This window comes from Caproicibacter fermentans, from assembly GCF_009746625.1.
GTDB classification, from domain to species: Bacteria; Bacillota; Clostridia; order Oscillospirales; family Acutalibacteraceae; genus Caproicibacter; species Caproicibacter fermentans.
Map to the genome: position 1 here is coordinate 215,126 of NZ_VWXL01000014.1, position 15,936 is coordinate 231,061.

The window sequence follows — 15,936 nt, forward strand, 5'->3', positions numbered from 1 at the left end:
GGCGGCTTTTTGATTTTTGAAAGCGGATTAACCCTTGGGTACGGAATACTCCACTCCGTCTTTTGTCACGCGGGCGTGCACCAGCGGAATTTCCGCGGGCGGCTCCGCGCTGATCTGCACGGCGGTCCGGAACAGTTTTTCGGCCTCGTTGCATTTTTCCTGCGAAGACGTGAAAAAAGTCGCGAGCGATTCGCCGGCGGCTACCCGGTCGCCGACCTTTTTATGCAGCACGATTCCGGCGCTGAAATCGATGGGGTCCTCTTTCTTTTCCCGCCCCGCGCCGAGCTCGACGGAAGCGATGCCGCATTCCTCCGTGTTCATCGCGTGGAGAAACCCGTCCTTCCGCGCGGGAATTTCGCGCCGGACAGCCGCCTGTGTAAACTTTGAATTGTCGTCCAGTACGGAAACGTCCCCGCCCTGAGCCGCGACCATTTCGCGCAGCTTTTGGAACGCCCCGCCGTTTTCGATTTGCCCCTTCGCAAGGCCGCGGCACTCCTCGACGCTGCCGTGCCCGGCCAGATACAGCATGTTCGCCGCGAGTTCGACGCAGATGGCGGTCAGGTCCTTCGGGCCGCGTCCCCTCAGCGTCTCGCAAACCTCGCAGATTTCCAGGCTGTTGCCGATCGCGTTGCCGAGCGGGCGGTCCATATCCGTAATCAGCGCGACGGTTCGGCGGCCGACGTGCTCGCCGATGGAAACCATCGCTTCCGCGAGGCGCACGGAGTCGTCAACCGTTTTCATGAACGCGCCGCTGCCGGTTTTTACGTCCAACAGGATGCAGTCGGAGCCCGCCGCGATTTTTTTGCTCATGATGCTCGATGCAATCAGCGGAATGCTCTCGATGGTCGCGGTCACATCCCGCAGCGCGTACAGCTTTTTGTCCGCCGGGACCAGATTCCCCGACTGCCCGATGACGCTGACGCCGACTTTTCGCACGATATCGAAGAAGGTCTCGCGGTCCAGGGCGGTTTTCATGCCGGGGATGGACTCCATTTTGTCCACCGTGCCGCCGGTGTGCCCCAGGCCGCGTCCGCTCATTTTTGCGACGCGGACCCCGAGCGAAGCCACCATCGGAGCGATGATCAGGGTCGTTTTGTCTCCGACCCCGCCCGTGCTGTGCTTGTCCACCTTGACCCCGTCGATGGAGGAGAGGTCTACCATTTCGCCGGAACGCGCCATGCTCATGGTCAGGTTCGCCGTTTCCCGCTCCGTCATGCCCTGAAAATAAATCGCCATCATCAGCGCGGAGGCCTGATAGTCCGGAATATCACCCCCGACGTACCCGTCGATGAAAAACTGAATTTCCTCCTGCGACAGTTCTCCGCCGCCGCGTTTTTTCGAGATAATATCGTACATTCTCACTGGGATTTTCCCCCTTCTTCCAGATTCCTGCCGCTGAATCCAAGCGGAAGCAGCTCGCGCAGGGAAAGTGTTTTTCTTTCTTCCGGCGATTTTGCGAGGACGACTTTAAATTCGTCCGGGTCGCAGAATTCCATCATGACCTGACGGCAGACGCCGCAGGGGGGACAGAAATCGGTAAGGCCCTGTCCCGCTTTTCCGCCGACAATCGCAATGGCTGCGAACTCGCGCTCGCCCTCGCTCACCGCTTTGAAAAACGCGGTCCGTTCCGCGCAGTTGGAGGGGGTGTACGCGGCGTTTTCGATATTGCACCCCTGATAGACTCTTCCGCTTTTCGTCAGAAGCGCCGCGCCGACCTGAAAGCCGGAATACGGCGTATAAGCCATTTTACGCGCTTCGATTGCTGCCGCGACCAGTTCTTTTTCGTCCATAAAAACTCCTTCCCCACGGAGCGAAAGCGCCCCGTGCCAAAAAAATCCGGGCGGCGGGAAGACCCGCCCGCCCGGTTGAAACCGCAGACATGTCCTGTGAGCGGTTTGCGGTTTTTTATACGGTCAATAACCGTGAGCTTCCTCGTTTTTCAAAAGCTTGATGATGCGGCTGGTTCCCAGGCGGGAAGCGCCCAGGGAAAGAAAACGCTCCGCGTCGTCCAGCGTTTTGATGCCGCCGGCCGCCTTGATCCTGACGTTCGGGCCGACGTGCCCGCGGAACAGGGCGACGTCCTCAAACGTCGCGCCGGCCGTGGAAAATCCAGTGGAAGTCTTGATGAAATCCGCGCCGGACTCGGTCACGATTTCACACATGCGGATTTTTTCCTCCCGGGTCAGCAGGCAGGTCTCGACGATCACCTTGAGAATCCGCTCGCCGCAGACCTCCTTGAGCTTCCGGATTTCATCGAGCTCTTGCTCATACAATCCGTCTTTGATCCAGCCGATGTTGATGACCATATCGATTTCATCCGCGCCGTTTTGGATGGCGTTCTTTGCCTCGAATGCTTTGACGGCGGAGGTCGAGTACCCGTTCGGGAATCCGATGACCGTGCAGACGGCCATTTTGTCCCCAAGGTATTCTTTTGCGCGTTTGACATAAGACGCGGGGATGCAGACGGAGGCGGTCCGATATTTGACGGCGTCGTCACAGATGACCCGGATTTCGTCCCACGTCGCGGTCTGGGTCAGCAGGGTGTGGTCCACGGCGCTCAGTATTTTCTGAAGATCCATTGTTATCCTCCCGTTTTTATCTCTCTCCCTTTTCATAGGGCAGGCCGTCCGCTTTCGGCGCGACGGAGCGGCCGACGAACAGAATCAGCACCACGATGGTGAGAAAATAGGGCAGCATGGCAAGAATCTGACTCGGAATCGACACCCCGCTGTCGCTGCCGCCGAGAACCACGGTCAAAGCCTGCGCCAGACCGAACAGCAGGCAGGCCCCGTAGGCCCCGTAAGGAGTCCATTTGCCGAAAATAACGGCGGCCAGTGCGATGAATCCCTGGCCGCTGATCGCGGTCGGGTTGAACTGGGAGATGATCGCGAGCGTCATCGAAGCGCCGCCGAATCCGGAAAGCACGCCGGAGGCCAGAACGCAGGAATAACGCGTGCGGCCGACGTTGATGCCGAGCGTGTCGGAGGCCGCGGGGTGCTCGCCGACGGAGCGGATGCGCAGGCCCCATTTGGTTTTATACAGGATAAACCAGATAAACACCGTGGCAATCAGGCCGAGCACCACCGTCACGTCGACGTTCAGGTTTGCCGCCGGGGTTCCGGCGAAGGCGTCTTCCCCGAACAGTCTGGGCAGCGTGGCAACCGGCGGGGTCATGGTGGCGTCCTTGAACAGAAGACGGCAGAAGAACAGCGCGAAGCCCGGGCCAATCAGATTGATCGCGATGCCGGAGATTGTCTGGTCCGCGTTGAAGGTCACCGAGGCGATCGCGTGCAGCAGGGCGACAAGCCCCCCGGCGACGCCCGCCGCAAGGAAGCCCAGCCACGGGTTGCCGGTAAAGTAGCTGACGGAGGCGCCGGTAAACGCGCCCATGGTCATCATGCCCTCAATCCCGATGTTGACGACGCCCGAGCGTTCCGATACAACGCCGCCCAGCGCGCCGAAAACCAGCGGGGTGGAGTACATCATGGTGATACCGATGAGTAAAAGAAGCTTACTGAACATGGCCGGCACCTCTCTTTTCCAGCTTTTCCGCAAGCACGGGAACGATCTTTGTCAGCGCGACGAAAAATACGATCGTGCCGATCATGATATTGATGATTTCGGTTGGGGCGCCGACATCCTGCTGGACGCTTTGCCCGCCGTAGAGCAGTCCGCCGAACAGCAGCCCGGCGAAAATACAGCCGATGGGGGATGAGCCCGCGATCAGCGCTACGGACAGGCCGTTGAAGCCGTTGTTTTCAAATGCCGCCAGAGTGGAGATTTTATGCGGCGCGGTTCCGGTGATGGCAAGGGCTCCCGCCAGGCCGGCCAGGGCGCCCGCGATGACCATCGCGTCGGTGATGTTTTTGTTCACATTGATGCCCGCGAATTCCGCGGCGTCACGGTTAAATCCGACGGCGCGCAGCTCATAGCCCTTTGCCGAGCGGTACAGCAGGTACCAGATAATCGCGGCCATCAGCACCGCAACGAGAAACCCGAAATTCACGTCGGTTTTCAGCATGACCTCGTACAGCCACTGGTGCGGCTTTAACGCCGCCATCCCCGCCTTGGAGGTTTTCCAGTTGGGCAGAAGCATGGTGTAGCTGGAGGGATTGACCGGATAGGTGCTGGTGGAATTCGGCATGTGGTAAGTGCCGGAAGCAACGACAAAATTGGACAGATACAGCCCGATCCAGTTCAGCATGATGCTGGTGATAACCTCATGAATGCCGAATCTCGCCTTCAGGTACCCCACGATCCAGCCGAACAGCGTGCCGCCCAGCACGCCCGCCATGACAACCACCGGGATCTGAAGAACGGGGGGGAGGTCCAGCTTGACCCCGACCAAAACAGCCGCCACGGCTCCCGCGATGTACTGACCTTCCGCCCCGATGTTGAACAGGCCGGTCTGGAACGCGAAGGCAACGCTCAGACCGGTCAGAATGATCGGCGTCGCCTTGATGATGACATTGGAAATGTATTTGGGCTTTGCAAAGATTCCGTGAAACAGAGCGCCGAAGGATTGCCCGGGATTATAGCCTGCGGCGACAAGCACGACCGCGGCAACGATAAACCCGAATAAAACGGCAATCAGAGTCGAGGCGATCGGTTTTTTAAGTACTTTCGCTGCCAGTTTCATTCAGCCTGCCTCCCGCCATTAAAAGTCCGATGGTATTTTCGTCAACTTTTCCCTGCGGGAACGAAGCGACGATGCTTCCCGCGTAAATCACGCCGATCGTGTCGGCGACGTTCATGATTTCGTCCAGTTCCAGCGAAATCAGCAGAACGGCCCTGCCTGCGTCGCGTTCGCGAACCAGCATCTTATGCACGTATTCGACCGCGCCGACGTCAAGTCCGCGCGTCGGCTGCACCGCGATGAGAAGCTCCGGTTCGTTCGAAATTTCGCGCGCGATGATGACCTTTTGCTGGTTGCCTCCGGAAAGCCCGCGCACCGGCTGGCTTTCACAGCCGGCGGGCCGAATGTCGTAATCCTCGATCAGCCTCCGGGCAAAACCGGTCATTCTGGAGCGGTCGATCATTCCGCGGCGGGTGAATTCGGGGGTTCGGTATTTTTCGATCACCGCGTTTTCCGCGACCGTAAAGGGGAGCACCAGCCCGCGTCTCTGCCGGTCCTCGTGGATGGTGGAGACCTTGTGGTCGATCACGTTGCGCGGCGTGGTGTTCTGGATTTCAACGCCGTTGATCTTGATCGTGCCGCTCTGCGCGCGCGTCAGGCATGTGATCGCCTCCACCAGTTCTTTCTGGCCGTTGCCGTCGATGCCTGCGATCCCCAGAATTTCGCCGCGCCGGATTTTCAGGGAAAGATTCCGAACAGCTTCCAGCCCGCGTTCGTTTTTGACGGTCAGGTTTTCGATTTCAAAGATCACGTCGCCCGGTTTTGCCGGCGCTTTCTCGACGACCAGCTTCACCGCGTGCCCGACCATCATGGTAGCCAGCTGTTCCTCATCCACATCCGCGACCGGTACCGTGTCGATAGAATGCCCGCGCCGGATGATGGTGCATACGTCCGAGGAAGCCTTGATTTCCTTGAGCTTGTGCGTAATGATGATGATGGTTTTCCCGCCGCTGATCAGACTGCGCATAATTTCGATCAGTTCCTCGATCTCCTGCGGCGTCAGCACCGCGGTCGGTTCGTCCAGGATGAGAAGGTCCGCCCCGCGGTAGAGTGCCTTCAGAATTTCGACGCGCTGCTGCATTCCGACGGAAATATCTTCGATTTTGGCGTCCGGGTCAACCTCCAGACCGTATTTTTTTACGATTCCGATGATCTCTTCGCGCGCCTTTTTCGTATCTATGATTCCGAATTTGCCGGTAACCTCGTTACCGAGGATAATATTCTGTGTTACGGTGAAATTGTCGACCAGCATAAAGTGCTGGTGTACCATGCCGATTCCATGCCCGATTGCAGTATTTGGATTTTTAATCTCTGCTTTTTTGCCATTGATATAGATTTCGCCCGAGTCGGCCTGGTACAGGCCGTACAGGATGTTCATCAGCGTGCTTTTTCCGGCGCCGTTTTCCCCCAAAACAGCGTGGATGGAACCTTTTTTTACGTCCAAATCCACATGATCAAGGGCACAAAAGGAGCCGAACAGTTTGGTGATACCGTGCATCTGCACCGCGTATTCCGTGCTGACTTCCATGGCAGATCCCCCTTGCCTTCCATTCTTCCTCCCACAAGGAACGGGGCGCCCAAAGGAACGCCCCGCCCAAAAGGAAAGGATAACCGGGTTTGTGAAATTATTTCAGTGTTTTAACAAACGCGTCGTAGTCGTCTTTGCTGGCCGGAGGAACGATCTCTTTATCCTTGATCTTCTGCTCCAGAGCCATTGCCGCGTTATAAGTGTCGTCGCCCATCAGTTTATGCTCTTCCGGAATGCCGACGCCGTCTTCCGTCAGGCCCAGGCTGTAGGTTTTACCGCCGATTTCCTTGCCGTCGATCGCATCCTTGGAAACCTGCTCGACCGCCTTGTCAACACGCTTCAGGGCGGAAGTCAGAACGTTGTCGGGCGCCAGAAAAGCTTGGTCCATATCGACGCCGATCGCGTATTTGTTTGCTTCCTTCGCCGCCTCGATGACACCTACGCCTACGCCGCCCGCCGCGTGGAAGACAATGTCGCACCCGCCGGAGTACATGGATTTCGCGATCGCCTTGCCCTTTGCGGAATCAACGAAGCTTTCGGCGTACTGAGAAACCACATCGATATTTTTATTCAGTTCCTTTGCTGCATAAGCAACACCGGCTTTGTAACCGTACTCAAACTGATCGATGACGTCGCTTTTCTGTCCGCCGACAAAGCCGACCTTGTTGGTCTTTGTGGTTTTGCCCGCGATGTAGCCAACCAGGAAGGAAGGCTCCTGAGCACGGAATACCACGCAGGTGACATTGCTCGGCACGGTTTCATAGGCGTTGTCGATAATGGCGTAGCCGATGTCGGGATTCTGCTGCGCCGCGTTCTGCAGCGCTCCCGCCATCGCATAACCGACGCCCCAGATCAGCTGGTTGCCGTCGTCGGCCGCTTTGTCAAGGTTGGTGGCGTAGTCGGATTCCTGTTTGGATTCGGAATAATTGGCCTTTGCGCCGGGCACATCCTTCTCAAGCTGCTGCAGGCCTTTCCACGAAAGCTGGTTGAAGGACTGGTCGTTGACCCCGCCGGTGTCCGTTACCATCAGAACCTTGTAGTTTGTCGCGGCCGCGGATGAGCTACCCGCTGCGGACGCCGCCTGACCGGATGCTTCGCTGGACGCTTCACTGGACGATGCCGCCCCCGAGCTGCAGGCCGTAGCGGAGACAGCCATGAGAGCTGCGAGCAGGAACGCTGCCAACTTTTTCATTTGATTTCCTCCTAAAGTTTTGATATGAAATACCACAATTAGTGATATTACACTTTTTATCTGCATAAAACAAGACTTTGACTGATTCCATCGGAAAATCCTTAATTATTTAGAAAAAAAACTGTAAAAAACATTAGAAATTAAGCCAGAGAAAGAGCCAGCTCCATCATCTTGGTAAACCCTGTTTCGCGCTCCGCTGCGGACAGGGATTCGCCGGTAAACGGGCAGTCGGAGATGGTAAGAAGGCAAAGCGCGTGCTTTCCCGCTCTCGCCGCGTTCATATAAAGGGCGGCGGCTTCCATTTCGACCGCGAGAACGCCCATTTTTCTCCATAATTTCAGAGCGTCTTCCTGATCGCTGTAAAAAGCGTCGCTGGAAAGCACGTTCCCCACCTTTGCGGAAATGCCGAGTTTCTTCGCGTTTTCAACCGCGCGGGACAAAAGACCATAATCCGCGGTGGGCGCGAACGTGCCCGGCAGACGGTACTGGGCGGCATAATTGGAATCGGTGCAGGCCCCGACCGCAGCAACGACGTCCTTAACGTGGACCCCGTCCGCGATTCCTCCGGCGGAACCGACGCGGATAATGTTGTCGACCCCGTAGAAGTTGAAAAGCTCATAGGTGTAGATTCCGACGGACGGCATCCCCATTCCGCCGCCCATGACGGAAACCGGCCTGCCCTGATAAGTTCCGGTGAACCCGAGCATGTTGCGCACGGTGTTAAAGCAGACTGCGTTTTTCAGGTATTTTTCCGCGATGTACTTCGCGCGGAGAGGGTCCCCGGGCATCAAAACCGTTTTTGCGATTTCCCCGTCTTTTGCGCCGTTGTGCGGCGTCGGTACGTTTGGCATTGTTTACCTCCTGTTTTCGCGGAGCATATGCCCCAAAAGTAAATGCGGTGAAGAGCAGGTTATTTTATGATTTGATCCAGTCTGGAACGGCCCGTGATCTTAGGAGCAATTCCGAAATAGTCGAGAATGGTCGCGCCGATGTCCGCAAAAGTCGGCAGCGTCCCCAGATTCGCCCCCCGGTCAACCGCATTCCCGTAAACAACCCAGGGAATGTATTCCCGCGAGTGGTCGGTGCTAGGGGTAATCGGGTCGCAGCCGTGGTCCGCGGTAATCATCAGAAGATCGTCCGGGCGAAGCCCTTGGATGATTTCAGGCAGCTTCCGGTCGAAATACGACAGAGCCTTCGCATAGCCTTCCACGTCGTTGCGGTGACCGTACAGCATGTCGAAATCCACCAGATTGACAAAGCACAGACCCTCAAAATCACGACCGGTCAGCTCGATGGTCCGCTCAATGCCGTCCGGGTTATCTTTTGTATGAATCGCCTCGCCGATACCCTTCCCGGCAAAAATATCGTTGATTTTGCCGACCGCGATGACGCTGAGCCCGTTTTCCGAGAGCTGGTCGAGCATGGTGACCTTCGGCGGCTGAATCGAAAAATCGTGCCGGTTCGAGGTTCGCGTGAAATCGGGGGATTCTCCTACAAACGGCCGGGCAATCACGCGGCCGACCCCGTGCTTTCCCGTGAGGATTTCACGGGCGATGCGGCAGTCGCGGTACAGCTCCTCAAGCGGAACGACCGATTCGTGCGCCGCAATCTGGAACACGCTGTCCGCCGAGGTGTAAACGATCAGTGCGCCGGTTTCCACATGCTCTTTTCCGTAGTCGCGGATAACGTCGGTTCCGGAATATGGTTTGTTGCAAAGAACGCGGCGGCCGGTTTTTTCCTCAAATTCCCGAATCACCTCCGGCGGGAAACCATTCGGGTAAGTCGGCAGCGGCTTCGGGGAGTTGATTCCCGCGATTTCCCAATGCCCGATGGTCGTATCCTTTCCCTTCGATACTTCCCGCAGGCGGGCGAACGCGGCCTGAGGCTCCGGCTCGCCGGGGCGGCAGGTTACGCCGTCGAGATTGAAAAGCCCCAGCTTTTGCATATTCGGCATGGAGAAGTTTTCACTGGTGGCGCAGGCGGCAAGCGTGTTGCTGCCCTCGTCGCCGTATTCCGCCGCGTCCGGCTCGGCCCCGATGCCGACGCTGTCCAGTACGATTAAAAAGATTCGTTTTCCCATAATCCGCTTCCTTTTATCAGATTTGTTTGGTTGTCTCACGTAGTTTCAGCGTAACGGGGAAAATGATTTCCCGCTGTTCGATTTTCCCCTTTTCCACCTGTTCCAGGATCAGTCCGACCGCCCGGCGCCCGATTGCCTCGATCGGCTGCGCCACGGTGGTCAGCGCGGGCGTCATCAGTTCGCTGAGCTCCACCCCGTCGTAGCCGACGATCATGACGTCGTCCGGCACGCTGCGGCCCTGTTCGTGCAAAAGCCGGTAAAGAGACAGCGCGGCCATATCGCTGACGGCGAGGATTCCCTCCGCGTCCGGAAAACGCCGGAACAGCTCCCGCGCGCCGTCCCGACCCTCCCGGTAGTCGAATCCGCTTTCAACGAAAAGCGGCTGGATGCCGTGTTCGTTGCAGGCGTCCACATACCCGAGAAACCGCTGCTGGCTGCTGGAATACTGCTGAGGGCCGCGCATCAGGACGATTTTTCGGCATCCGCAGCGAATCAGGTGTTCGGTGGCGATTTTTCCGCCTTCGTAGCTGTCCGATTGAACGGAGGCGCTGTAGCGCGCCCCGGCGCTCTTATCCAGAACCACGATCGGCAGACGGCAGGATTCCAGTTCCTCGTCAAGATGCTCGTTGTTTGCCGTGATGATGATTCCGTCGGCGTTCATGGAGGACAGCATTTTAATATAAGCGGCTTCCTTTTCCGGATTCTGGTCGGTGTTGCAGAGGATGACCTTGTAACCGTTGCGGAAGGCCTCATCTTCAATCGCGCGGCCGATTTCACTGAGGAAGATGTTGAGAATGCTCGGGACGATATACCCGATCATGCGGGAGGACTTTTTATAGAGGGAACGGGCAATCTCATTTGGATTGAAACCCGTTTCAGCAATAGCTTTCCGCACTCGCCGCGCTTTTTCTTCGGAAACCTTCGCCGTCCCGTTGATCACGCGCGATACGGTGGCCGAGGAAACTCCAGCTAATCTGGCGACGTCACTGATATGGGCCAAAAAAACCACCAGGACTTTCTTGTTTGCTGTTTGAAATCGGTTTCATGAACATATTGTACAGCATTGAAAAGGCCTTGTCAATATTTTTATGAATTTTGTAAAATAATTTTTGTTCCTTATTTGACAATGATCCGGCGAAAACCCGCAGCGGCGGCCAGTTCGCGCAATTCCCGCATTCGCTGTGAGGAGGGGGAGAGGAGAGAGGAAAAATCCCCTTTTACGCCAAACGGCCGGAAAGAGATCAAAACAAGGCGGGCGCCCGGCGTTTCGGAACCCAATGTTTGCGCGATTCCGCGAATCGCCGCTTCGGCGTCAACCTTTTCGTCCAGGCAGACAATGCGGACCTCCTCCAGTTTTCCAATCGCCGAAAGATGGCGAAGGTTTTCCTTTACGACCGCGTTGTCACCGCCCGTCAGGCTTTGAAAAGTCTGAGTCGACCAGGCTTTCACGTCCAGCATCACGCCGTCGCAGAGTTTCATCAGTTCGGGAAAAGCGGAGAACGAAACGGTTCCGTTGCTGTCCAGAAGGCAGGAAAGGCCGCGCGGCTTTGCCAGTGTGAAAAACTCGGTCAGGAACTGCGGGTACAGGGAGCATTCCCCGCCGGAAACCGTGACGCCGCGGATGAACGGAATGTTTTTTTCCACTTCCGCCATGACCTGCCGCGCGTCCATTTCACGGACCTTCGGCGAAGCGCGGTTTGGGCAGACGGCGATGCAGGTGTCGCAGGAAACACATTTTGCATCGTCCCAGAAAACACAATTGTCCCGCAGGGAAAGCGCTCCCGCCGGGCACTTGGAAACACAGGCTCCGCAGGAATTGCAGAGCCGCTGTGTTTCGGGGTTGTGGCAGTAGCCGCACGCAAGATTGCAGCCCTGCAGAAAAACGGAGGTTCGGCTGCCGGGGCCGTCCACCGTGCTGAACGGGATGATTTTGTTAACGGGGGCCTTCGTCATCCCATGCGCACCTTTCGCTTTTCCAGATGGTTCGTCGCGTAGCTCGTCGAACCAAGCTGGGTGGTGTTTTGCAGCACGGGCTGATGTTTGCGGTATTTTTCCATTTCGCTGCGCTTGACCAGGTACCCGGTGATGCGCACCAGATCGGTGTCGGCGGAATAGAAGCTCATATACTGCACGCCGAGGGAGAACGCGCCTTTCACGACGTCGAGAAGCGCGGCGGGATTCTGCTCGACATTGCCGGCGATCGGGAAGATGTCGCCGACGCCGGCCGGAAAATAGCGGTGGAACCGCGCGCAATGGCGCAGGTGGTCGGAGAAGGAGTCCGGCTCGTCGCCGATGGCGATGCGCACGCCGGAGGTGATACCGAGGTCGCTGTCCAGCCCGACCTGCGCGTGAAGCAGAAATTTTCCGCCGGTCAGCGGGGAGTAAGCCGCTTCGTAACCGTTTACAAGCTCCTGAATTCGGTCCATAATTCTTTGACCGAGGTCGTCGGCTTCTTTGTCGCGTCCGTAAATCTTGCCTTTTTCCTTCATCAGCGTGTTGACACATTCCGCCATCCCGGTTACGCCGAACATCGGCAGAAAGCGGTCTTTGGAAATCAGTCCTTCTTTCACAAGGAAATTCGACTCAAAGAACCCGGACTGCTCCACAATGAACCGGATGCGCTCGTTCATGTAGTCCGCGATCAGACCGAGGCATTCCGGGAGCAGTGTGTTCAGGAAATGTCCCTCGCTTTCCGCTTCCTTGACCAGCTCGGTCAGCGTGACGCGGGTGAGCGTGTACGCTCCGCCGCAGACCGGCAGAATGTTGTAGCAGCTTGCCACGCCGTAGCGTTCGCCGAACGGCGCGCGGTTCGCAGGGTCGTTGCAGACGGCCGGATTGGAACAGGCCAGAGAGCAGTTGATGGCCTCTTCCATAAAGGAATCCGGCGTTACGGCAGGGTCGTATTTTATCGTCAGGTTGGGGACCGTGTTCTGAATTTCCCGCTCCACCTTTAAAATCAGGCGGCCGGCGCGCGTTTCGCCCGGCCCAAGATTCGCGTGGCAGAAGGAATCGGTAATCGTCCGGTCCAGATAGGTCAGGAACAGGCGCAGCTTTTCACAGATTTCAGCGTCGGTGTGACCGTCCAGGAACGGGTCGATCAGCTTGTCGACGCTGCCGAGGTAGACCGGAAAATTGGTAATGGACGGAACATGGCGGTAAAGAATCATCAGCGAAAACAGCAGCTCGTCCAGCGTCTTCGGCGGGTCAAGCTTTAAAAATTTGCTTCCCTGCCGCACAAACCGGTCGTAGTCGGGCAGAATATAACGCGGGCGGTACGGTGCGCCTCCCTCAAACAGGTCGTTGATTGCCCCGGATTCAAAATAGTGCTTTGTGCGCGGGGGAATCTTCAGAACCTCCAGCGCGTTTTCCGCGCACTTTGCCAGACCCATCAGCTTCTGCTCATGAGTCAGTTCGCGGGATGTCAGTGTTTGGTAGGTGCCTTCCCGGTCAAACATTGTGTTTCCTCCATTCTGTCACATTTTTATTGATAAAACTTTTCACAAACCTATTGAAGGCGAAGATCGAATTCACGCAGAAGCGCCTGCCGCTGTGCGGCGTCCAGTCTGATCTTGCCGTGCGTCACGTCCAGCAGCTTTGCCTGCGCAAGGCTGCGGATCACCCGGTTGACGGTGCGGACGCTGCACCCGGTCCGCTCCGCGATTTCCGCACGGGTCACAGTCAGCCTGACGCTTTCCTGCGGGTCCCGGCACGCTTCATAAGCGCGCAGAAGCACCTGCATGACCCTCCCGGGCGCGTCCAGAAAATGGCGGGTTCTTTCGTTAACCGCCTGATCCAGCAGTGCGCCCACAATGCTGCGGACCCGTTCGGAAAAAAATTCGGGGTCGCTTTTCATCCACTGCAAATAGGTTCCCGCCGAAAAGGAGAGAAGGCGGCAGGGAGAGACGGCCCTGACTTCGGCCAGATACTGGTTTTTTCCCGCCAGAAGCTCGTATTCCCCGAAAAACTCAAAAGGCCTGAATTCCGTAACCGTATAGCTGGAAAGACGGGGCCGGCTGATGATGACGGAGACACGGCCGCTCAGCAGCAGATAAACCCGCTCGCAGGCATCCCCCTCGCGGATCAACGCTTCTCCGGAGGCCAGCGAAACAGGAAGAACGGAAGCCCCGCAAGGAAAGGATTTTATCATCGGTTCCAGTTTTTCCCGCAGCGCTTTGCCCTCCGATCCGAGGGTTTCGGAAAGATTCATACCGGTGCCCCTTTTCCTTTAAATATAATTTCCTTCTGGTTTTATTATATCAAACCGGGAACATAATAAAAGGACATTTGTCCTGTTTTAGAAAATTCAATCGGGATCTTGACTTTTCTTCTGCCTCCTGTTAAGATGAACGTGTAAGCATAAGATTACATATATAAACATTTGTTGGGGGCAGAAGAATGATTACACAGCGGGAACGGCAGATTCTGCACTGGATTGAAAACAATCCGCTGATTTCGCAGCAGGAGCTGGCGGAAAAAGCGGGAATTACCCGTTCCTCCGTCGCGGTTCACATCTCCAACCTGATGAAAAAGGGATTGATCCGCGGCAAGGGCTACATTTTGCAGCGGGACCCCTACGCCGTTGTTGTCGGCGGGGCAAATATCGACATCGGCGGCAAGCCGTTCCGGGCGCTGATCCCCAAAGACTCCAATCCGGGGCGCGTGACCCTTTCGTCCGGCGGGGTGGGCAGGAATATCGCCGTCAATCTGTCGCAGCTGGGCGTTGGAGTAAAGTTTATCACTGCGCTGGGGGACGACGCGTACGCGGCGCAGCTTGCGGACGGATGCCGTAAGTCAGGGCTTGACCTTTCGGAATCCCTGACTGTTCCGGGCGGAGCGACCTCCACTTACCTTTATCTCACGGATGATGCGGGGGATATGGAGCTGGCCGTTAACGACATGGAAATTTATGAGAAGCTCACGCCTGAATATTTAAAGACAAAGGCGGATCTGATTGAAAACGCGGCACTATGTATTCTGGACACCAACCTGACGGCGGAAACGGTGCGCTACCTGGCGGAAAATATTCACTGCCCGCTGTTCTGCGACCCGGTGTCCGCCGCGAAGGCCGGCAAGCTTTCCGGGCTGCTCGGGCATCTGCACACGCTCAAGCCGAACCTGCTGGAGGCAGAGCTGCTCAGCGGCGTGAAAATCACGGACGACCGATCCCTAGAACAGGCCGCGGAGATCCTGCTGGAGACGGGCCTCGAGCGGGTGTTCCTCTCGCTGGGAACCCGGGGCGTTTACTGTGCGGACCACAGCGAGAGCTTTCGGCTGCCGTGCTTTCCGTCGTCTGTGGTCAACGCGACGGGCGTCGGCGACAGCTTCCTTGCCGCCGTGGCATGGGGCTGGATTCAGGGGCTTTCACTGCGCGAATGCGCTGAAGCCGGTCTGGCCGCCGCCTCCGTCTGCATTGAAAGCCCGCAGACCGTCAGTCCGGAGCTGAATCGGGAATCCCTCCTGAACCGGCTGAACGCGTCGAAGAATACCGGCTGTGAGTACCATTCCGAACTATGACTGTATGACTGAAAGAAAAGGAGATTAGTAACATGAAATCACTTGAAAAATATCTGACTGTATCGCCGGAAGTCAAAGAGGCGCTTGCAAACGGAAAACCGGTTGTGGCGCTGGAATCCACCATCATTTCCCACGGAATGCCGTACCCGAAGAACGTGGAAACGGCGATGAACGTGGAAAAAATCATCTGCGACAACGGCGCGGTTCCCGCGACGATTGCGGTAATCGGCGGCAGGCTTCGCGCGGGTCTGACAGAGGAAGAGATCACCTACCTCGGCAAAAAGGGCCTTGCGGTTACCAAGGCGAGCCGCAGGGACCTGCCGGTCCTGGCGGCCCGCGGGGAGGACGGGGCGACGACCGTCGCCGCTACCATGATTATTGCGGCTCTGGCCGGTATCCCGGTCTTCGCGACCGGCGGAATCGGCGGGGTTCACCGCGGAGCGGAAGTCACGATGGATATTTCCGCCGATCTGGAAGAATTGGCCGAAACCCCGGTAATGGTTGTCTGCGCGGGAGCAAAATCGATTCTCGACCTTGGCTTGACGCTGGAGTATCTGGAAACCAAGGGCGTTTCCGTTTTAGGGTATCAGACGGAGGAGCTTCCGGCATTCTTCACCCGCACGAGCGGCTTTCATGTGGATTACCGTGTGGATACGCCGAACGAACTGGCCCGTATTTACCGCGCAAAACAGGATTTGAATCTGGGCGGCGGCCTGCTGGTGACTAACCCGATTCCGGAGGAATACGCCATGGATCCGGACTACATTAACCGTTCGATTGACGAAGCCTGCGAAGAAGCCAAACGGCTGGGAATCAAGGGGAAGGAGATCACCCCGTACCTGCTGGACAAAATCCAGAAAATCACGGGCGGAAAAAGCCTGGAAGCCAACATCAAACTGGTTTACAACAACGCGGCGCTGGGCGCGAAGGTTGCCTGCGAGCTGTGCGGGCTCGAATCAGAATAAAGGCATGCGGCCCTCTGTCTG

15 protein-coding genes are annotated in these 15,936 nt (G+C 57.1%); 2 read left to right on the top strand and 13 right to left on the bottom strand.

The window, feature by feature from the left end; all coding sequences use genetic code 11:
- Positions 1-27: 27 nt before the first annotated feature.
- The 13 genes from CAFE_RS02935 to CAFE_RS02995 form a co-directional block, all read right to left on the bottom strand.
- Positions 28-1,356 carry a pyrimidine-nucleoside phosphorylase gene (locus tag CAFE_RS02935; RefSeq protein WP_156989807.1) on the bottom strand — a complete coding sequence of 443 codons (1,329 nt, stop codon included), beginning with the start codon at positions 1,354-1,356 and terminating at the stop codon, positions 28-30.
- Between the two features lie 2 nt (positions 1,357-1,358).
- Positions 1,359-1,790: a cytidine deaminase gene (locus tag CAFE_RS02940; protein ID WP_066649517.1), complete on the bottom strand. Its 432-nt coding sequence runs from the start codon at positions 1,788-1,790 to the stop codon at positions 1,359-1,361.
- Between the two features lie 123 nt (positions 1,791-1,913).
- Complete coding sequence (deoC, locus tag CAFE_RS02945; RefSeq protein WP_066649514.1) at positions 1,914-2,579, bottom strand: deoxyribose-phosphate aldolase; 666 nt, start codon at positions 2,577-2,579, stop codon at positions 1,914-1,916.
- Positions 2,580-2,595: 16 nt separating this feature from the next.
- A complete protein-coding gene (locus CAFE_RS02950; protein ID WP_066649511.1) occupies positions 2,596-3,522 on the bottom strand; it encodes an ABC transporter permease in 927 nt (308 codons plus the stop codon).
- Positions 3,512-4,639 carry an ABC transporter permease gene (locus tag CAFE_RS02955; protein WP_156989730.1) on the bottom strand — a complete coding sequence of 376 codons (1,128 nt, stop codon included), beginning with the start codon at positions 4,637-4,639 and terminating at the stop codon, positions 3,512-3,514. Before CAFE_RS02955 ends, CAFE_RS02950 begins: the two co-directional genes overlap by 11 nt.
- Positions 4,614-6,164, bottom strand: coding sequence for an ABC transporter ATP-binding protein (locus CAFE_RS02960; RefSeq protein ID WP_156989731.1), 1,551 nt, complete (start codon positions 6,162-6,164; stop codon positions 4,614-4,616). The genes CAFE_RS02955 and CAFE_RS02960 overlap by 26 nt, the downstream gene beginning before the upstream one ends.
- Positions 6,165-6,261: 97 nt before the next feature.
- Positions 6,262-7,356, bottom strand: a complete 1,095-nt coding sequence (locus tag CAFE_RS02965) for a BMP family ABC transporter substrate-binding protein (RefSeq protein ID WP_066649502.1) — start codon at positions 7,354-7,356, stop codon at positions 6,262-6,264.
- A 140-nt stretch (positions 7,357-7,496) separates the two neighbouring features.
- Entirely contained in the window at positions 7,497-8,207 is a 711-nt protein-coding gene (deoD, locus tag CAFE_RS02970; RefSeq protein ID WP_156989732.1) for a purine-nucleoside phosphorylase, read from the bottom strand.
- Positions 8,208-8,266: 59 nt separating this feature from the next.
- Positions 8,267-9,436 (bottom strand): phosphopentomutase, encoded by a 1,170-nt coding sequence (locus CAFE_RS02975; RefSeq protein WP_156989733.1) that lies wholly within the window; start codon positions 9,434-9,436, stop codon positions 8,267-8,269.
- Between the two features lie 16 nt (positions 9,437-9,452).
- Complete coding sequence (locus CAFE_RS02980) at positions 9,453-10,445, bottom strand: LacI family DNA-binding transcriptional regulator (protein WP_187037516.1); 993 nt, start codon at positions 10,443-10,445, stop codon at positions 9,453-9,455.
- 107 nt (positions 10,446-10,552) lie between these two features.
- Complete coding sequence (locus CAFE_RS02985) at positions 10,553-11,389, bottom strand: YjjW family glycine radical enzyme activase (RefSeq protein ID WP_066649493.1); 837 nt, start codon at positions 11,387-11,389, stop codon at positions 10,553-10,555.
- Positions 11,386-12,891, bottom strand: coding sequence for a YjjI family glycine radical enzyme (locus CAFE_RS02990; protein ID WP_066649490.1), 1,506 nt, complete (start codon positions 12,889-12,891; stop codon positions 11,386-11,388). The genes CAFE_RS02985 and CAFE_RS02990 overlap by 4 nt, the downstream gene beginning before the upstream one ends.
- 50 nt (positions 12,892-12,941) lie before the next feature.
- Positions 12,942-13,643: a Crp/Fnr family transcriptional regulator gene (locus tag CAFE_RS02995; protein WP_066649487.1), complete on the bottom strand. Its 702-nt coding sequence runs from the start codon at positions 13,641-13,643 to the stop codon at positions 12,942-12,944.
- Between the two features lie 188 nt (positions 13,644-13,831).
- Here CAFE_RS02995 and CAFE_RS03000 point away from each other — a divergent pair, with 188 nt between their 5' ends.
- A complete protein-coding gene (locus CAFE_RS03000) occupies positions 13,832-14,950 on the top strand; it encodes a PfkB family carbohydrate kinase (protein WP_066649486.1) in 1,119 nt (372 codons plus the stop codon).
- Between the two features lie 32 nt (positions 14,951-14,982).
- The gene (locus CAFE_RS03005) at positions 14,983-15,915 is read left to right on the top strand and encodes a pseudouridine-5'-phosphate glycosidase (RefSeq protein WP_156989735.1); all 933 of its coding nucleotides are present in this window, start codon (positions 14,983-14,985) and stop codon (positions 15,913-15,915) included.
- Positions 15,916-15,936 lie beyond the last annotated feature (21 nt).